This window comes from Vibrio penaeicida (assembly GCF_019977755.1).
In the GTDB taxonomy this organism is placed as follows: domain Bacteria; phylum Pseudomonadota; class Gammaproteobacteria; order Enterobacterales; family Vibrionaceae; genus Vibrio; species Vibrio penaeicida.
Genome location: NZ_AP025144.1, coordinates 2,840,414 through 2,857,747, shown reverse-complemented (window position 1 = coordinate 2,857,747; position 17,334 = coordinate 2,840,414). Strand labels below are relative to the sequence as shown.

Genomic DNA, 17,334 nt, shown 5'->3' with positions numbered 1-17,334 from the left:
TTGCGGCATGGGTAACATTTGCAAAGTTGTGGAAGTGGTGTTTTCTGACTACTTTTTATATTACTGAGCAAAAAAATAATAAGAACTATTTCGGAAGTATTTATTTTTTGAGGTTAGATCCATGATTAAATCAAGCGTATTGCAACATCAGGTGGCTGGAGGGGTTGCACTAGACAAGCCCACAGTTATGATCGTCGATGACGACGCCATATTTCGTCGTATGCTCACGAGCTATCTAGAGTCCAACGGTTATCGGATACTAGAAGCGGAAGATGGGCTCGATGGATTGAAACAACTTCGTTCTGAAGTCCCCGACTTGGTCATATGTGACATATCGATGCCCGTGTTGAACGGTATCGAATTTGTTGAAGAAGTGTGCTGGGAGTACCCATCCCTTCCTATGATTGTCGTTTCTGCAACCGAAGAAATGTCCGATGTAGCCAGAGCGCTCCGTTTTGGCATTAAAGATTTTCTTTCAAAACCCATCCCAAACATGGACCATTTGGAAAAAGCGATCAGTAATACTTTGGAAGACGCTGAATCCAATGATTCCGACCAACGAGACTTTGCAAGCCAGTGGTTTCGTGTGGACGAATCAGGTGACTTGCCAGAAGAACAAGAGCTTCATTGGCACCTGGACCATCTGCAAAATAACCCAAATATGGCTCGAGATCTGCTCGAAGCACTTCTACCTGAGAGAGACACAAAAACAGGCGGTTGGAAATGCACGTATCGTCTTCTCCAATCTTCAGAATCATTACCTTTAGTTTTTGATTATGCATGGGTGATGGACGGACATTTTGTTTTTTACTTGGTCGATGCAGCATCGGGTGGCGATCAATCAGTAGCGACCACTTTGCTGATTCGAGCGTTGTTTAACGACCAATTACGTAACAATAAGAGCGATACTGTTGACCTAAATCAGCTGATCGATGCGGTAGAGAAGGGGATTACATGCTCCGAATACGCATCTTCCATTAGCGCATTGTTTGGTGTGGTAGACATGACCGACAGCTCATTGATCGTGCACTCTGCTGGATTGGACAGTGTTTGGTCTAGTGGGGGGCAAAATAAGCATCTGCCCGAAGGTGTAAGGCTAGGAGAGGGATGTTTACGTAATAAATCTGAGTCGCCTCTCATTGTTCATAATGGTGGGCAGCTTACTATGAGTAAGTTAGGGGCAAGCAGTTTTTGTTTGGATATTTACCAAGGTAATTTGCAGTAAGGTTAACCCCTAATTTGTTAAGGAAAAGTGAGATCGTTGTTGCGAAGGTTAAATAACCTTTCATTTGTAGGTTTATTGAAAGTACTACGTCCTATATAGTCAGTCGTCTAATAACGAGGAGATAGTGAGCACCATGTCGGAACAAGATAACTACAAAGATCCATACAACTTTCTTTACTTTTTAGGTTTTATTGCTGTGTTACTTATACCTACGCTGCCTGCAACACTTACTTGGATTCGGGTATTTACCGGTTACCAGTAAATATGGTTTGGTATCGATGGATAAAAACGGCTTCTCAATAGAAGCCGTTTTTTATTGGCGCCTGCCTGAAAGCCCCTAGTCTTTGGTAGAGAGGTCTCTGAACCTAGTACCTTGATTGGGACCACTTAGGTATAATACTCCTTTGCAAAGGGTGCAGGAGAATCAGGTTATTAGTATTCGTCGTACAGCTTGGAATGTTTTAGGTTGGATCTCGTTGCTACTTGGCTTATTGGGGATCGTATTGCCATTGTTACCAACAACGCCTTTCCTATTGCTGACAAGCGCATGCTTTTTACGTGGAAGCCCGAGATTTTACGAGTGGCTGCACTCCCACCCTAAACTAGGTCCTGTACTAAATGACTGGCAACGACACAAATCGCTTAGAGCAAAAGTAAAGCGGCGTGCGTATGCCTTTATCATAATCAGTTTTTCGGTCTCCATATATGTTGCCCCAATTATGTGGGTAAAGGCTATGCTATTGGTGTTACTTTGCGTTTTATTGGCATGGTTTTCGCGAATACCTGTCCTCGACCCTGTTGCTGATAAAGAAGAAAATCACTAACATTAAGCGCCGCTGGAAAGCGGATTTCATTTTTCTTTTTCCAGTTCGCAGACTAAAGCGAATTGGAGTATTACAATGTGCGTTTATTGTTTAACGCCTAAGATTAAAAGATTGAGCCTATGACTACTGAAACCATCGCCCAAATCCAAGCGAGCATTAAAAGCATCCCAGATTACCCAAAACCAGGGATACTTTTTCGCGATGTAACCAGTTTGATGGAAGATGCTGCCGCGTACCGTGCGACGATTGCATTGCTTGTTGAAAAATACAAAGACATGGGATTCACAAAGATTGTGGGAACGGAAGCTCGTGGCTTTTTGTTTGGTGCGCCTTTGGCATTGGAGCTTGGTGTCGGGTTTGTACCTGTGCGTAAGCCAGGAAAATTACCACGCAAAACTATTGGTCAGTCTTATGAGTTAGAGTACGGAACCGATACTCTCGAGATCCATACCGATGCTATTGCTAAAGGCGATAAAGTGCTTGTGGTCGACGACTTACTTGCCACGGGTGGAACCATTGAAGCGACAGTGAAATTGATTCGACAACTTGGTGGCGATGTTGAACACGCAGCGTTCGTAATTAACCTGCCAGAAATTGGCGGTGAAACTCGCTTGAAAGAATTTGGTCTGAATGTATACAGCATCTGTGAATTTGAAGGGCACTAAGCCTTTTTGGTATTCATTCGTAATTGGAAAGCGTGAATGAGTTATTTAGCGTTAGCACGTAAGTGGCGACCACACCAGTTCAGCGAAGTCGTTGGGCAAGGTCACGTTCTCACTGCGTTGGAAAATGCACTAAGCCAGAACCGATTGCATCATGCCTATCTGTTCAGTGGAACGCGTGGTGTCGGCAAAACGACAATAGGTCGCTTGTTTGCCAAAGGGTTAAATTGTGAAACCGGAATTACGGCTAAACCGTGTGGTGAGTGTTCTACATGCAAAGAGATTGATGAAGGTCGATTTGTAGATTTACTCGAAATCGATGCTGCTTCTCGCACAAAGGTGGAAGATACACGCGAGTTATTGGATAACGTTCAGTACAAGCCTGCTCGTGGTCGGTTTAAAGTCTATCTTATAGATGAAGTTCACATGCTTTCTCGCCATAGCTTCAATGCGCTTCTGAAAACACTGGAAGAACCGCCTGAATATGTGAAGTTCTTGCTTGCCACAACGGATCCGCAAAAGCTCCCAGTTACGATCCTTTCCCGCTGTCTTCAGTTTCATTTGAAACCAATAAGTGTTGATAATATTCATCAGCAACTGGATCATATTCTTGGGCATGAGCAAATCACGGCTGAACCACGCGCATTAGGGATGATTTCTCATGCAGCTGATGGCAGTATGCGAGACGCGTTAAGCTTAACCGATCAAGCTATCGCGCTCGGAAACGGTGCCATTGATACCAGTACCGTGTCGAACATGCTGGGTACATTGGATACCGACCAAGCCATTCACCTGCTAGAGGCGATCAGCGCCCATAGAGCTCAAACGGCACTGGATGCACTGACTCGGCTCGCGCAAAATGGTGTGGATTGGGATGGGTTGCTCCAAGAACTTGCTACTCAGCTTCACCGAATTGCTATGTATCAGGCTTTACCTGCAACCTTGGATAAAGGGCAGCCGGATGCGGAGAAAATCGAGTTATTGGCTAAAGCACTTTCCCCAGAGGAAATACAGCTTTACTACCAGATCGTGATTAAAGGTCGCGAAGACATCGCTATTGCACCATCAGTTAAAATGGGTGCGGAGATGATTGTCTTACGTTTAATTGCCTTTAAACCAGCTGGTGCAAAAGCGTTACCTTTGAATGCTCAGCCAGAAGAAAACAAACCTAAAGAAGAAACTCCTACAAACAATAGTTCAACACTTGAACGACCATCTTCTGCTAGTGCTAACTCAGGTGTTCAATCGCCAGTTGATAATAAGCAGCACGTAAGTGGAGCATCTACAGCGCTAGAACCAACTTCGCCTGCGGATGCTGCGCGTGAAAAGCTTAAAGAAGTACGAAACCCTGCTCAGCAACAGCAACCAGCTTCGCAGTTTGTTTCGAATGAGCCTGCTCCAGATTATGGTGATATGCCAAACTACGGTGACTACGAGCAAGACACAATGCCACCGCAGTATGATGATCCGGCTTATGCTCAACCTTCCGCTTCGGCTCCAAATCCTTCGATTTCAAAATCATCGGTTTCAAATCAAAGGAATCAGCCTGTATCTCAAAGCAGCGCACCGGTACAGCAACAATCAGCACCTGCAAATCCTATATCGGGGCTCCGTCACCAATTAAGAAGCCGCCGTAATCAAGCAGGAAGCGAAAGCAAAGCGAACACTGAAAACCGAGGCATTGGCGCGTCGCCAAAAAAGGCTAGCGCGACACCCGCAAACAAAAAGCAGACGGCAGCAGAGCGCATAGCGCAATTTGCATCCGCTGGGCAGGTGTCGCCAGCTAATTCGTCAACTATTCGTTCTTCAAATACGAGTGCTGAAGAAAAAAAGGCGGTCAATGAACCTTATCAGTGGAAGCCTTCCAAGCCAGTAGAAAAACCGAAAAAGACCGAACTGACACCTACTCAGATAAAGCAAGCGCTAGAGCACACTAAAACACCTGAAATGGCCGCCAAATTGGTTGATGAATCGGTCGCCGCCGATCATTGGTCTGCCTTGATTCAAAAATTGAATACCGCAAAGTTGGTGGAACAATTGGCATTGAACTCTTCTTATCATAAAGAGGGGAATGCTATCCATCTGACATTGAGAGCTGCTCAAGCGCACCTAAATACCGAAAAAGCGCAAAAAGATTTAGCGGAAGCGTTGGCAACAGCGCTGGAAGAGCCTTGTGAGCTTATTGTCAAAATTGGCGAAGAAGGGGAATCTCCATTGGAATTAAGAGACAAACTGTATCAGAGCAAACTGCAACAAGCTCACGATAGTCTGGCTCAGGATCCTCACATACAGTTTATTACTGCTCGTTTTGCAGCCGAAATAGACGCCGATAGCGTGAGGCCAATCTGATTTACAGATGACAAATTGGAATGGGCGTTGAAAGCATGGTCTTTTACCCCCATAAAGAATTCATAACCTAAGATAAACCAGAGAGAAAAGAAATGTTTGGTAAAGGCGGTATGGGCAACCTAATGAAGCAAGCCCAACAGATGCAAGAGCGCATGCAAAAGCTTCAAGAAGAAATCGCGAACATGGAAGTAACTGGTGAGTCCGGTGCTGGTTTAGTTAAAGTAACCATTACTGGCAGCCACAGTGTTCGCCGCGTTGACATCGACGAAAGCTTGATGGAAGACGACAAAGAAATGCTTGAAGACCTGATTGCAGCAGCATTTAACGATGCCGCTCGTCGTGTTGAAGAAACTCAAAAAGAGAAAATGGCGTCAGTCACTGGTGGAATGCAAATGCCTCCAGGCATGAAAATGCCTTTCTAATTGACGCAGTAGATACAATTTATGCGAACCAGCCATATGCTGGAACAATTGATGGAAGCCTTACGTTGCCTACCTGGGGTTGGTCCCAAATCGGCGCAGCGTATGGCTTTTCATTTGTTACAGCGCGATAGAAAAGGCGGCCTTCAATTAGCGGATGCACTTTCTCAAGCAATGACAGAAATTGGTCATTGCAGCGAATGTAGAACGTTTACCGAAGAAGAAACCTGCCATATTTGTCTTAACCCTAAGCGCCAAGAAAATGGTCAGCTGTGTGTGGTGGAAAGCCCATCCGATATTGCTGCGGTTGAAGCGACAGGTCAGTATTCAGGTCGTTATTTCGTGTTAATGGGGCATTTGTCTCCGTTAGATGGAATCGGACCAAGTGATATTGGGCTTGATGTGCTCGATTTTCGGTTAAGGCGCAAAGATATTACTGAAGTGATACTGGCAACCAACCCCACTGTAGAAGGCGAAGCGACAGCCCATTACATCGCAGAGCTTTGTCATGCACACGACGTGGACGTGACTCGAATTGCTCACGGCGTGCCCATGGGAGGCGAGCTGGATCTGGTTGATGGGACTACACTGTCCCATTCAATATTGGGAAGACACAAATTGTAAAGGCTTCTTATACCGAAACATCCAGTCTCGACAGTTTTATAAAAATGCCGCAATTCTGCGGCATTTTTGTCTTAGAAGGCAACATCAAACTTTAGAAAGTAATATGAAATTGATAGCTTCTCGTCGTCTCAAGTAAACTTGCTCGTTCACTCACAAGACTTTTTCGCTCAGCATCCAATCGCTTGCGCTCATCCGGATCTAGACCATTTTTATCAAGTAGCTTTCTTTCAATGTCTAGGAGCTCTGTTTCAATATCTTTAAGTCGAGTTTCCTTAAGGTAGGCTTGACGACCAAGTTCATAATTCTCATTAAACTGATCGTTATCACACACACCGTAGTAATGTTGACCATTGCGCCCAACTTGATACCCATTTCTTGGCGAACAATACAGAATAAGGCCTTGTTCAAAACCCTCACTCCATCCCACTTTATCTACCTTTACGCCACCTTCTGAGCAATCTTTAGCGTAATCGTAAATAATGTTCGGGTTCACTCCCGTTTTACCTTGGTGGTATCCTAAGTCTCGCCAATGTGTGGTTTGGCATTCCTCAATGGACATAGAACTGCAGCCAGTTAGGAAGAAAACGGCCAGCAAAATTGAAAAGAAAATATTTCTTGTCGTCATTTTATTTATTATACCTGTTATGCAAATGTGAAACCCTCAGTATAAGTGACAATATTAACAATAAAAAGTTCGAGGAATATATCGCCATTTATTTTAACAGGCTGTAAAACGACCGAAATTAGGTTGAATGGTAATCAATGATGCCAAAAAGAATGCAGAAAACTAGGTCAGACGTTCCAATTCCGCAATGTTAGCCAGCGCGCCCGCATTGGTTGACCCGCACACAATTGGGCAAGGTTTAAATTGATGGCACACCTTAGGACGTTCTGGTTTTCCAAATAACTTACAGAGGTTGTCGTCGTTTAGCTGAATGCATCGCACACCAGCAGGCTTGCCATTCATCATTCCCGGAATAGGGGAAGAAATGCTTGGAGCAATACAACACGCCCCGCAACCTAATCGACAGTCCATAATAATCAACCTCTGAAAAATAGGGCGCGATATTAGCAGAAAAATTGGTCGATAACATCTTCATCAATTACTATTGCATCATGGCAACAATGTGTAGGTAAAGTGCTCTAATGATAAACAATGTGAATCTCGCGGATATTCGTTCTTTTGTATTGATTGCCCAACTAGGCAACTTTACCAAGGCAGCACATGCGCTTTCCGTATCGCGATCGCATGTTTCAAGGCAGATTAGCGCATTGGAAAATCAGATGGGAGTGACGTTACTGACTCGTACTACCAGAACATTAAAGCTCACTCAGGCGGGTGAACGTTTTTTCAAGCAATGTGAAAGCGCTTTAGAAAAGATTGACCAAGCATTAGTGGCCGCCGTGGATGATACTGAAGACGTGAGGGGGCTTATTCGGGTTAACTGTGTCGGTGGGCTGATTGGTGAAGACATCATTGCAGTTTACGTAAGTGAATTTATGGCCACCTATCCAGATACACAGGTTCATTTGGACTTCACCAGCCACAGAGTTGACTTGATAGATGATGATTTTGATGTTGCCTTTCGAATGGGCGATCTGCAAGATGCGGGGTTTGTCGCGCGTAAGTTATTGAACATTGAGATAGTAACGCTGGCTAGTCCTCAATATCTCGCCAAAACCGGAGCGCCGATTCATCCGAAAGATCTCATAGAACATCGTTGTTTAACCGGGTCGGTTAATCGATGGAGTTTTCAGTCTACGGAAAGCTGCAGTGATGAAATCGATGTGACTGTAGAGGGGCATTTAGTTTGCAAAAATGGTCGAGCGCTGATTCAAGGAGCGTTGCTTGGTAATGGCATTATTCGGGTGCCTGCAATGTATTGCCAAGACATGATTGATGCTGGAAAATTGGTCCCTGTATTGACCGAATGGCGCATACCTCATATCCCGCTTTCTGCCATATATCATAAAGATAAATATCAGCCCAAAAGGCTAAGAACCTTCATTGAATTCATAAAAAACAAATTTGATGCCGCTTAAGCGCCGTGCATATTTACACGGGCGCTTTGCCAATTTCAAATCAGTATTGGTAAACTAGCACTTCGCCTTCTAAAGCCATTGGCACCATAAGCGTTTTTTGCTTTTTGGAGTAATAGATATCGCCCGATCCCCTTGGTAAATCAATGGTTTTTTGAATCTCTCCTTGGGTTGAAACGGTAAATATAACCCCTTGTTTCCAGTCGGATACGATCAGATTTCCATCCTCATTAATTTGAATACCGTCTAAATTCCCAAACGGCTTTTCGGTCACACGTTTTATGGATTTAGTCTCGGGATTGATCTTTAGCAAACGTCCAAAAGGAGCATTAAGTGGGTCGCCATCGTTAAAAGAACCCCACGCAGCGATATATAAATCATCATCTATGAACTTAAGCCCGTTAGGATTTTCTAGTTCCGGTGTATCCATCCAAACCGACAAGGTGTTGTTTGCCAGCTTATAGATAGCTGATGTAAACATATCAGACACATAGACGTTTCCATCAGCGTCAATCTCGACGTCGTTAAGAAATTCGGCATTCTCAGCGTGGTGCGTGACCACCTTTCCGGTTGCTAAATCTATTTCTAGAAGGGCTTTCATATCGCTGACAAACAGAAGGTTGCCTTGTAGTGCGATCCCTTTTGGATTGTCTAAGCCGCTGGCGATTGTAGCGATAAATTGATAATCCGCATTCAGGGCGACGATGGATCCATCTCCAGGTTCGTTACCAGATTGAAGAGAAACAAAGTACACCCCTTTGTTTTCATTGAACACAACTGACTCTGCACCTGGCAAATTGGGGAGCCTTTCACTCAAAGTTGGTGCAGCCATTGCTTGTTGGCTTAAAATTAGAGAGGCAGTAGCCGCGAGTAATAGCTTTTTCATTTGAACTCCTATTTGTTGATTTAATTGTCAGGAGGGATAATAAAGCGTGCTCATTTGTTGATATATAGGGATTTAATCAAATGACTGTTGCCATATGGAAACAAAGGGTAATAAGTTTCGGCGGTTAAAGAGAGGGGCGTGTTAGACAGAGATTTAAATCACTTGCACTACTGGTGCTGAACAGATATAACGACGCCTCCTTAACGTACTTGGTTAAGGCGTGAACATTAAGCAGGAAAAATCATGGCACAATTTTGGGAAACAAAATCACTGGAAGTAATGACAGAAAAAGAGTGGGAATCTCTTTGTGACGGTTGCGGAAAGTGTTGCCTGCATAAGCTGATGGATGAAGATACCGATGAGGTTTACTACACCAATGTTGCATGCAGCTGGCTAAATGATAAGACCTGCGGCTGCAAAGATTACCCTAACCGTTTCCAATCTGGCGAAGAGTGCCTAAAACTGACTCGCGACAAAATTGACGAATTCCACTGGCTACCTGAAACCTGCTCGTATCGTGTTCTTGCTGAAGGCCAATCCCTGCCGGAATGGCACCCGTTAATCACTGGATCCAAATCTGCCATGCATGCAGCAGGTGAAAGCGTACGCAACAAAGTGGTCTATGAAATTGATGTGGTGGACTGGGAAGACCATATTTTGAATCATCCTAACACCAGATAAGAAATTTAATTCGATTATGTATTGTTAAAGAAAAAAAGCCTCATTGATTAATCCCATGAGGCTTTTTTGAGTCATTAGGTTTTTAATCGCTATACCATTTGGCTTTTTAGAAAGTCAACCAATCGTGTTCTATCTGCATTTTTAAAGCCACTCGGTGGTGTAAGAGTGTCGGCTTTTTTTATTAACTCCACCAATTCTTTTTCATCGAATGCTGGGTATACACCTACAAGCTCAGCAAACGAATTGATTGTGTCTAGCTGGTGGTCGTTGCGGTGTTCACCTAGTTTACTTAGCCTCGGGAAAAGAATAACGGGTTTACGGAGGTTGATGCATTTAATGATAGTACCCATACCTGCATGTGATATAACGACTTTTGACTCGTCCATTAATTTATCGAGTTCGTCTGGCTCCATAAATTTATCTGCTTTGATGTTTTTGGCTTCGTATTCCGTCTCACCAATTTGTGCATGGATTTCCATGGGCGAAGAGTCCGCATTGTCATCAATGATAGACACTAAGCGATCGAAAGGAAGTTGCGTTCCTACCGTTAATAAAATCATATCAATCTTCCGTAATAGTTAACGTCACATTTTTCGGCAACTTTTTCCCACTGAGATAGTACTTGTACACCCAGTTTCTTGGCTATTTTACCGGATAGAGACAATGTTTGAGAGTTGGCAACGCTATCAATCCAAATGGACTTTATACCCAAAAATTTACTTAGAAATAGCATGACAAGCCCTGGAGCTGCGCCTGTTGTAATGACAAGTTTGGGCTTTTCTTTCCTAAGGAGTTTCAAACATTGGAACAGTACTTTTACCGATTTGTATGCATCATCTCGACTAAAGTCGTCTACCTTGTAATAACGGTCTGCAACGATGAAGGATGGTTTTTTGTCGTATGTGCCCGCTACGATAACGTCATATTCGTCCAGCATTTCAGCGAGTAGACTCAGTTGTACGAAATGCCCACCGGGGGACGATATGAGAAGTACTTTGTTTTTCATTTTTGCTTACCTACTGACGGTTTTAACTGCTGGCTATTTTTAATTGCTTAGCGCGCGCTTCTTTAATTTAGTATCAATAATATTGGAAAGGTTGATTGGGAATACAGTGAGCTTTCGAGTTAGACTCATATTAAATATTCTCTTAATCATTGCACCATTGAGCACACGCTTGTACTTAAGGAGGACAAAGATAACGGAGTTTCTATATTCTTTTAAGCCGTGTTCACAACAGTATTCGTTTCTCTTTAACTCGATCAGCAAGCGTGATGTCATCACTGCAGAGTTGAACTGCTTAGTTAGCGAACCTTGCCCACTTGTCACACAATATACGGTGCTTTTCGACACGGAGAATGTTCTCAAATTCACGCCAACACGAAGCGAAAACATCAGGTCATTTGAAGCAATGACTTCATCGAAACGGATGTTGCTCTCTTTGATTAAAGACATTTTTATGACCTTACTCCAAGGCACATAAAACTTGTATCGAATGGATAGGTCGCCATTATTTAGGTAATCCGAAATCAGTTTTTCATATTCGATATGTCGATTAGAGAGCTGGTTGTTATGTAGATATATGCTGGTTGGACTGAAAAAGACCACATCAATATCATCAGCAGTTTCTTGATCCATTGAATCAAATGCTTGTTTAGTAAAGTAATCATCCGAGTCTGCGAAGACCGCCCAATGACCCGTTGCTATATCCAATGCTATGTTACGAGCCGCGCCTGCCCCTTTTACTCCAGAGTCGTTTACTTTAGTAAGGAGCTTTGCATTCTTGAATTGTTTTTGAATGTTCAACGGTTGGTGACTGTTGTCATCCACCACGATGATTTCAACATCATGTCGATCTGGGATACTTTCTAGAAGGATTTCAAGTGCTTGTTGGCTATTATAATGTGGCACGATGACTGAGTACTTTATCGTTTCCATCTTATTGTGTTTTCCCTAGCGTTGTTTGTACTTTCATCTCTATCTGAATATTAACGGTTGTCTAAAGTGATTAGTATGCCGTTGCCACTGACTCTCAAATATTTTCATGTGCAGGCAACAATTGTTGGGTATCTGTCTTAACTTTCAGACAGTAACGCTCCTAGAGCGGCGATATACCAAAGACACTGTATTTACGAACCTTTGTGGAATTTAGTTGTTTGAATAGCTCACATAATTAACCGAGCAAAATCCTATCACGCAGTCTACTAGTTGGGTACTCAATGAGGTCAAAACCATGAAAACTTACTACTCATTGGAGGTGCCAAGCCTCTGTGGTTGGTAATCAAGTCATACTATTGGTGGGAATCTAACGTTGGGAATTTGAGGAAGACGGCTTTAAAGGTGTGACCAAATTATGCAGGATACAAATGTAGGTGCAGTTATTTCATCAATTGAACATGAAGCTCGAACCGCAGGAGTACGAGCTTAAATTGCCTTTATTCAAAAGAGTTCAGCTTACTGCCTGATTAAATTCCATCCTTGCTTCTTGTGCTTGCTGAGACAAAAGTTCTTTGTTTTCCTTGGCTTTTGTCATAAGGCTCTGCAAAGTCTGAAACTCTTCTTGCATCTCAGCTGGTAGTTGATGGTCAGCTACATTTTCATCGTCACAATGTTCAAGCACATAGGCGCGAATACGTTTTTTCATCGCGATTAACTGATTGAACGCATCTCGCTCTTGCTCTGCCGCTTCTTGGGCGGCGTCTTTACTGCGTTCAAATCTCGCAAGTGCCATCCCTTCTGAAGACCAAGGATCCATATCGGGCAAGTCTTCGATATTGATGGTCGGCTCCACGTAATCTTCTTGGTGGCGAATATCCAAGCTGGTAGCTCGTACCGCGGATACCATTAACATAACGGAGATGACCAAAAGCGGTAATCCGCCCACAATTGCAGCGGTTTGTAACGTGCTTAATCCACCCAGAAACATCAATACTGTGGGCAGAAAAGACAAGGTAAATGCCCAAAACATTCGGTTCCAACGCATGGGCTCTTCCGACACATTGTTTTGAACTACTGATGCCAAAATGTAAGAAATGGAATCGAATGTGGTCGCGGTAAAAATGATGCAGAGTAGAGTGAACACTGCAATCACGACTTTGTTAAATGGCAGTGCGTTTAACATGGCAAAGATGGCTTTGGTCGCGCCCTCTGCATTTAATATAGCGACTACATCCAATTCTCCCGAGAGCTGGAGCGATAGCCCGTAGTTCCCCAAAATCATAAAGAACAAGAAACAACCTAGGGAGCCAAAGAATATCGAGCCAGTAACCATTTGTTTGATGGTTCTTCCGCGTGAAATACGGGCAACGAATAGCCCCATGCTTGGTGCGAAAACCAACCACCATGCCCAATAGAAAATGGTCCAATCCTGTGGGAAGTGCGTGTTATCAAAGCTGCCGTAACCGCCAAAGGGCTCTGCCCACGTTGCCATCGTAAAGAAATTAGACAGCATTCTACCAAGTGAATCTAACCCTGTTTCCAGCATGAAAATGGTAGGCCCTACCGCGAGTACAAAGGCCAGTAACCCCATGGCACCCCAAAAGTTGATGTTACTGAGAATCTTTATGCCTTTTTCCATGCCCGCATATGAGGAATAGGCGAAAATAGCGGTGCAGACCAAAAGTACGCCAATTTGGCTGTAGGTATTTTGAGGAATACCAAATAGTTGGTTGAGCCCCTCGCCAATCAACGGTGCCGCTAGCCCTAAGGTTGTTGCGGCTCCACCTAACAATCCAAAGATGAAAAGCACATCGATGATTTTTCCGGGGGCTTTTTTGGTTCGAGCTTCACCAAGTACCGGCATTAGTGCACTAGAAACCTTTAGCACTGGCTGTTTACGTACATAGAAAAAGTAAGCAATGGGCAATGCGGGGATCAAATAGATCGACCAAGCAATCGGCCCCCAATGAAAAATGCCATAGGTGGCCGCCCATCGTACCGCTTCTTCACTGCCGGCTTCTAGCTGGAACGGGGGAGATTGGTAGTAATATGCCCACTCAATACAGCCCCAATATAAGATACTGGCACCTATCCCTCCGCAAAAAAGCATGGCTGCCCAAGATGCAGTAGCGAATTCAGGTTTTTCATCCGCTTCTCCCAACTTGATTTGCCCCATGTCGCTGAACACAACATAAATCATAAAGAAAAAAGCACTAATTCCGAGAGTAAGGTAAAGAAACCCTAGTTTGTCTGTCATAAAGCTTTTGGCTATCGATATCCAGTGTGCCCCTTCAATAGGGAACAGAATGAGTGGAATCGTTATCAGCGTCAGCAGTGCGATCGCGCCAAAAAAAGTGGGTTTGTCGATAAGAGAAAAGGGGTTATTCACAAGAGATTTCCACAAAAAAATGAGTGGGTTATTATGAATTTGTGATTGAGATTTGGACAAACAAAGATATTTGTCCTGAGGATAAATTTTAGTGAGCAAATGTTGATTGTAAGTGAATAATTAATCCTAGCCTCTGTACTTGAAGAGGCTAGGGAATAAACTGTAATTTAAGCCGCGTTGTGGTGGTGCTTGCCCAATAACCCCGCGTAAAAATCACTGTCGTCGAGCACGCCAATCAGCTCATTGTTTTCGACCAGCAGAATCGGTAGACCGCTATGTTGTTTTAGGGCAATGGCTTCACGCATACCGATATCTGGGCTGGCTATGACAACGGAGTCTCTTTTTATATCACTGAGTGTGACAGATTCTTCACGCCAATCGACCAGTTTCAAATTCACTTTATTTTCTTGTGCCGATGAATTCCCCGAATAGGCAGAGCTGTCTAAGCAAAGTTGATTATTGCGTTCTTCAACCCAAACGTGTTGCGTCGGACAAATCTGCCATTTCGCACCATTTTGTTTTAAATCACTCACTGGCTGCATTAAAGAGCGACCTTTAAGCACGTTCAGCGGGTTGGTATGGGAGACAAAATCCTTCACATAATCGTTTTCAGGAGATAGGACAATCTGCTCTGGCTTACCATGCTGAATAAGTTTTCCTGACTCCATTATTGCAATGTTGTTGCCAATTTTTAATGCTTCATCAAGGTCATGGCTGACAAATAAAATGGTCTTGTTGAGCTTCTTTTGGAGTTGGATTAATTCGTCTTGCAGTTGCGCTCGAATTAATGGGTCTAAAGCCGAAAAGGGCTCATCCATCAACAAAATGTCGGTATCCATAGCGAATGCTCTCGCGAGCCCAACGCGTTGTTGCATACCGCCAGAAAGTTCATGCGGGTACTTACTTTCCCAATCCGCCAGTTCTACCATTTCAAGTTGTTCTCTGGCTTTTGCTCGGCGTTGCGTCTTTGACATGCCTTGCATCTCTAGCCCAAACGCGACGTTGTCGAGAACCGTTAACCAAGGCATTAAGGCAAACTTTTGGAATACCATCGATACGCGGTGAGTACGCAGCCGTTGCAGCGTATTTTCATCGCAAGACGATAGCTCCACTTGATTACCTTCGTCTTTAATTTGAAGCGAACCGCGAGTAATGCTGTTCAAACCATTCACTGCTCGTAACAGACTGGATTTACCAGACCCAGATAACCCCATAAGAACGCAAATCTCACCTTCCTTTACGGTCATCGTTACGTTATCGACGCCCACGACTTGCTGGGTCTGATCGATGATCTCTTGACGCGTTTTACCTTCATCCAGTAAATCCAAGGCAAGTTGAGGCTTATCACCAAAGACAACATCAAGGTTTTGAATCTTAATCGCATCCATGATTACACTTCCTTTTGATTCGGTGATTTGCAAAGTCGATCAAGAATGATGGCGACAAGCACAATGGCGAGACCTGCTTCAAAACCCTGAGAAATATTCACGGTGTTGAGCGCTCGTACCACGGGTTTCCCTAAGCCATCAGCGCCGACCAGCGCGGCGATCACCACCATTGAAAGCGATAACATAATGCACTGAGTGATACCTGCCATAATGCTTGGTAGTGCTGCTGGCAGCTCGACTTTGAAAAGCAGCTTCATTTTGCTGGCGCCAAATGCTTTTCCAGCCTCGATAAGTTCTTCTGGAACCTTTGTAATGCCTAAGTACGTCAGGCGAATTGGAGCTGCTATAGCGAAGATAATGGTAGAAATAAGCCCCGGAACAATGCCCAAACCAAACAATACCAGCGTCGGAATCAGGTAAACGAACGTTGGAACAGTTTGCATAAGATCCAATATGGGTCGAAGCAGGGTATAGAGCCATGGTCGGTGTGCTGCCATTACGCCCACTGGAATACCAATTAATACGGAAATCGTTGTCGCAGCAAATACCAAGACAAAGGTTTCCAGCATTTCTTGCCAGTAGCCTAGATTAAGAATGGTTAGCAAGGCCCCGATGATAAATATCACTAGGGGAATACTTCGGTGTAGATACCACGCCAATGCAGCGGTTAGAACAATTGGAATAGCGGGAGGCATCCACTTAAAGATGTCGACAACAAAAAGGATGACGGTTTCAAGGAGGATTGAAATGGCATCAAAAAAACCAGCACCGTTCATGGTGAGCCAATCAACGCCTGTTTCCATCCACTCACCAACAGGAATTTTGTTGTTAGTTATAAAGTCCACAATAAAACCTTGTTTAAGGATAAAACCCAAGTTAAGAATAAAATCTAAGTTAATAGAGGAAATTAACGCTAACAGGGGGCGAACACCCCCCAATTAATATTATGCGTTTGAATTAACGTAGCTATTTACGGCTTTAGCAGCATCGCTACCGGAAAGGGTTTTTACACCTTTAAGCCAAGCTTCAACTTGTTTTGGGTTGTCTTTCAGCCATTGAAGTGCTGCTTTTGAAGGTTTGACATTCTGGTTAAGAATCGCTTCCATCAAAGCATTTTCCATTTCGAGGCTGAACGCTAGGTTCTGCAAAAGTTGACCGACGTTCTTACACTCATTTAGGTAGTTTGCACGCACATTGGTGTAGACATTGGCTCCACCATAGTTAGGACCGAAGAAATCATCACCACCGTCGAGGTATTCCATATCGACGTTGCTGTTCATTGGGTGAGGAGCCCAACCTAAGTAGACGATCCACTGGTTGCGACGTACCGACCTTGCTACTTGAGAAACCATGCCCGCTTCGCTTGATTCAACAAGGCTGAAGTCTTTTAACCCAAATGCATTGCTGTCGATCATGGATTGAATAAGACGGTTTCCATCATTACCAGGTTCAATGCCGTAAATACGATCTTTAAATTTGTCAGCGTGTTTTGCTAAATCGGCAAAATTCTTTACGCCCGCATCGTAAACGTATTTAGGAACGGCAAGGGTGTATTTTGCCCCTTCTAAGTTGGCACGAACAGTTTCGACTGTACCAGCTTCACGGTATTTAGCGATATCTCCCTCCATGGTTGGCATCCAGTTGCCAAGGAAGATATCGATATCACCGTTCGCCATTGAGGAATATGTGACAGGCACAGACAGCAGATCGATTTTGGTTGTATAACCCAGACCTTTCAGAAGCTCAGACGTGACAGCCGTGGTTGCGGTAATGTCTGTCCAGCCCACATCTGAAAAACGTACTGTCTCACATTGGTTGGCATAGGCATTAGCCGCTATCGTGCTAAGTGCGAGTGTCGACAGGGTTTTTGTCATCATAGACATAGTAATTTCCTTGTAATAATTACTGACT

The 17,334-nt window shown here is 43.9% G+C and carries 19 protein-coding genes; 9 read left to right on the top strand and 10 right to left on the bottom strand.

Annotated features, from left to right (window positions below):
• The first annotated feature begins 121 nt into the window (after positions 1 to 121).
• The 7 genes from LDO37_RS12795 to recR all read left to right on the top strand — a co-directional run bounded on the left by LDO37_RS12795 (position 122) and on the right by recR (position 6,103).
• Positions 122 to 1,225 (top strand): response regulator, encoded by a 1,104-nt coding sequence (locus tag LDO37_RS12795; RefSeq protein ID WP_126609919.1) that lies wholly within the window; start codon positions 122 to 124, stop codon positions 1,223 to 1,225.
• Positions 1,226 to 1,349: 124 nt separating this feature from the next.
• A complete protein-coding gene (locus tag LDO37_RS12790) occupies positions 1,350 to 1,487 on the top strand; it encodes a hypothetical protein (RefSeq protein ID WP_167404833.1) in 138 nt (45 codons plus the stop codon).
• 169 nt (positions 1,488 to 1,656) lie between these two features.
• On the top strand, positions 1,657 to 2,049 hold the full coding sequence (locus tag LDO37_RS12785; RefSeq protein WP_126609927.1) for a YbaN family protein: 393 nt from the start codon (positions 1,657 to 1,659) through the stop codon (positions 2,047 to 2,049).
• A 119-nt stretch (positions 2,050 to 2,168) separates the two neighbouring features.
• Positions 2,169 to 2,714, top strand: coding sequence for an adenine phosphoribosyltransferase (gene apt, locus LDO37_RS12780; protein WP_126609918.1), 546 nt, complete (start codon positions 2,169 to 2,171; stop codon positions 2,712 to 2,714).
• A 36-nt stretch (positions 2,715 to 2,750) separates the two neighbouring features.
• Positions 2,751 to 5,060 carry a DNA polymerase III subunit gamma/tau gene (dnaX, locus tag LDO37_RS12775; RefSeq protein WP_126609917.1) on the top strand — a complete coding sequence of 770 codons (2,310 nt, stop codon included), beginning with the start codon at positions 2,751 to 2,753 and terminating at the stop codon, positions 5,058 to 5,060.
• Between the two features lie 92 nt (positions 5,061 to 5,152).
• Entirely contained in the window at positions 5,153 to 5,482 is a 330-nt protein-coding gene (locus LDO37_RS12770; RefSeq protein WP_101112665.1) for a YbaB/EbfC family nucleoid-associated protein, read from the top strand.
• 21 nt (positions 5,483 to 5,503) lie between these two features.
• Complete coding sequence (gene recR, locus LDO37_RS12765; protein WP_101112664.1) at positions 5,504 to 6,103, top strand: recombination mediator RecR; 600 nt, start codon at positions 5,504 to 5,506, stop codon at positions 6,101 to 6,103.
• Positions 6,104 to 6,194: 91 nt separating this feature from the next.
• Here recR and LDO37_RS12760 read toward each other — a convergent pair whose 3' ends face one another.
• Both LDO37_RS12760 and LDO37_RS12755 read right to left on the bottom strand, forming a co-directional pair.
• Positions 6,195 to 6,728, bottom strand: a complete 534-nt coding sequence (locus LDO37_RS12760) for a DUF2799 domain-containing protein (RefSeq protein WP_126609916.1) — start codon at positions 6,726 to 6,728, stop codon at positions 6,195 to 6,197.
• Between the two features lie 162 nt (positions 6,729 to 6,890).
• Positions 6,891 to 7,139 carry a YkgJ family cysteine cluster protein gene (locus LDO37_RS12755; protein ID WP_126610062.1) on the bottom strand — a complete coding sequence of 83 codons (249 nt, stop codon included), beginning with the start codon at positions 7,137 to 7,139 and terminating at the stop codon, positions 6,891 to 6,893.
• Between the two features lie 110 nt (positions 7,140 to 7,249).
• Between LDO37_RS12755 and LDO37_RS12750 the strand changes: the two genes are divergently transcribed.
• Complete coding sequence (locus LDO37_RS12750) at positions 7,250 to 8,146, top strand: LysR family transcriptional regulator (RefSeq protein WP_126610061.1); 897 nt, start codon at positions 7,250 to 7,252, stop codon at positions 8,144 to 8,146.
• 40 nt (positions 8,147 to 8,186) lie between these two features.
• Here LDO37_RS12750 and LDO37_RS12745 read toward each other — a convergent pair whose 3' ends face one another.
• A complete protein-coding gene (locus LDO37_RS12745) occupies positions 8,187 to 9,029 on the bottom strand; it encodes an SMP-30/gluconolactonase/LRE family protein (protein ID WP_126610060.1) in 843 nt (280 codons plus the stop codon).
• Positions 9,030 to 9,272: 243 nt separating this feature from the next.
• Between LDO37_RS12745 and LDO37_RS12740 the strand changes: the two genes are divergently transcribed.
• Positions 9,273 to 9,710 (top strand): YcgN family cysteine cluster protein, encoded by a 438-nt coding sequence (locus LDO37_RS12740; RefSeq protein WP_185829949.1) that lies wholly within the window; start codon positions 9,273 to 9,275, stop codon positions 9,708 to 9,710.
• An 89-nt stretch (positions 9,711 to 9,799) separates the two neighbouring features.
• Here LDO37_RS12740 and LDO37_RS12735 read toward each other — a convergent pair whose 3' ends face one another.
• The 7 genes from LDO37_RS12735 to LDO37_RS12705 all read right to left on the bottom strand — a co-directional run bounded on the left by LDO37_RS12735 (position 9,800) and on the right by LDO37_RS12705 (position 17,306).
• Positions 9,800 to 10,270 carry a glycosyltransferase gene (locus LDO37_RS12735; RefSeq protein WP_126610058.1) on the bottom strand — a complete coding sequence of 157 codons (471 nt, stop codon included), beginning with the start codon at positions 10,268 to 10,270 and terminating at the stop codon, positions 9,800 to 9,802.
• On the bottom strand, positions 10,267 to 10,716 hold the full coding sequence (locus LDO37_RS12730; protein ID WP_126610057.1) for a glycosyltransferase family protein: 450 nt from the start codon (positions 10,714 to 10,716) through the stop codon (positions 10,267 to 10,269). The genes LDO37_RS12735 and LDO37_RS12730 overlap by 4 nt, the downstream gene beginning before the upstream one ends.
• 39 nt (positions 10,717 to 10,755) lie before the next feature.
• On the bottom strand, positions 10,756 to 11,646 hold the full coding sequence (locus LDO37_RS12725; RefSeq protein ID WP_126610056.1) for a glycosyltransferase family A protein: 891 nt from the start codon (positions 11,644 to 11,646) through the stop codon (positions 10,756 to 10,758).
• A gap of 511 nt (positions 11,647 to 12,157) precedes the next feature.
• Complete coding sequence (locus LDO37_RS12720; protein ID WP_126610055.1) at positions 12,158 to 14,035, bottom strand: BCCT family transporter; 1,878 nt, start codon at positions 14,033 to 14,035, stop codon at positions 12,158 to 12,160.
• Positions 14,036 to 14,202: 167 nt separating this feature from the next.
• Complete coding sequence (choV, locus tag LDO37_RS12715; RefSeq protein WP_126610054.1) at positions 14,203 to 15,423, bottom strand: choline ABC transporter ATP-binding protein; 1,221 nt, start codon at positions 15,421 to 15,423, stop codon at positions 14,203 to 14,205.
• Between the two features lie 2 nt (positions 15,424 to 15,425).
• Complete coding sequence (gene choW, locus LDO37_RS12710; RefSeq protein ID WP_101112940.1) at positions 15,426 to 16,268, bottom strand: choline ABC transporter permease subunit; 843 nt, start codon at positions 16,266 to 16,268, stop codon at positions 15,426 to 15,428.
• Positions 16,269 to 16,367: 99 nt separating this feature from the next.
• Positions 16,368 to 17,306: a choline ABC transporter substrate-binding protein gene (locus tag LDO37_RS12705; RefSeq protein ID WP_101112651.1), complete on the bottom strand. Its 939-nt coding sequence runs from the start codon at positions 17,304 to 17,306 to the stop codon at positions 16,368 to 16,370.
• Positions 17,307 to 17,334 lie beyond the last annotated feature (28 nt).

What these genes read in the sequence shown, in the direction of transcription:
- LDO37_RS12745 (WP_126610060.1), bottom strand. Translation starts at nt 9,029, where the DNA reads ATGAAAAAGCTATTACTCGCGGCTACTGCCTCTCTAATTTTAAGCCAA.
- LDO37_RS12795 (WP_126609919.1), top strand. Translation starts at nt 122, where the DNA reads ATGATTAAATCAAGCGTATTGCAACATCAGGTGGCTGGAGGGGTTGCA.
- LDO37_RS12750 (WP_126610061.1), top strand. Translation starts at nt 7,250, where the DNA reads ATGATAAACAATGTGAATCTCGCGGATATTCGTTCTTTTGTATTGATT.
- dnaX (WP_126609917.1), top strand. Translation starts at nt 2,751, where the DNA reads ATGAGTTATTTAGCGTTAGCACGTAAGTGGCGACCACACCAGTTCAGC.
- choV (WP_126610054.1), bottom strand. Translation starts at nt 15,423, where the DNA reads ATGGATGCGATTAAGATTCAAAACCTTGATGTTGTCTTTGGTGATAAG.
- LDO37_RS12735 (WP_126610058.1), bottom strand. Translation starts at nt 10,270, where the DNA reads ATGATTTTATTAACGGTAGGAACGCAACTTCCTTTCGATCGCTTAGTG.
- LDO37_RS12770 (WP_101112665.1), top strand. Translation starts at nt 5,153, where the DNA reads ATGTTTGGTAAAGGCGGTATGGGCAACCTAATGAAGCAAGCCCAACAG.
- LDO37_RS12760 (WP_126609916.1), bottom strand. Translation starts at nt 6,728, where the DNA reads ATGACGACAAGAAATATTTTCTTTTCAATTTTGCTGGCCGTTTTCTTC.
- LDO37_RS12755 (WP_126610062.1), bottom strand. Translation starts at nt 7,139, where the DNA reads ATGGACTGTCGATTAGGTTGCGGGGCGTGTTGTATTGCTCCAAGCATT.
- LDO37_RS12730 (WP_126610057.1), bottom strand. Translation starts at nt 10,716, where the DNA reads ATGAAAAACAAAGTACTTCTCATATCGTCCCCCGGTGGGCATTTCGTA.
- recR (WP_101112664.1), top strand. Translation starts at nt 5,504, where the DNA reads ATGCGAACCAGCCATATGCTGGAACAATTGATGGAAGCCTTACGTTGC.
- apt (WP_126609918.1), top strand. Translation starts at nt 2,169, where the DNA reads ATGACTACTGAAACCATCGCCCAAATCCAAGCGAGCATTAAAAGCATC.
- LDO37_RS12740 (WP_185829949.1), top strand. Translation starts at nt 9,273, where the DNA reads ATGGCACAATTTTGGGAAACAAAATCACTGGAAGTAATGACAGAAAAA.
- LDO37_RS12705 (WP_101112651.1), bottom strand. Translation starts at nt 17,306, where the DNA reads ATGTCTATGATGACAAAAACCCTGTCGACACTCGCACTTAGCACGATA.
- LDO37_RS12725 (WP_126610056.1), bottom strand. Translation starts at nt 11,646, where the DNA reads ATGGAAACGATAAAGTACTCAGTCATCGTGCCACATTATAATAGCCAA.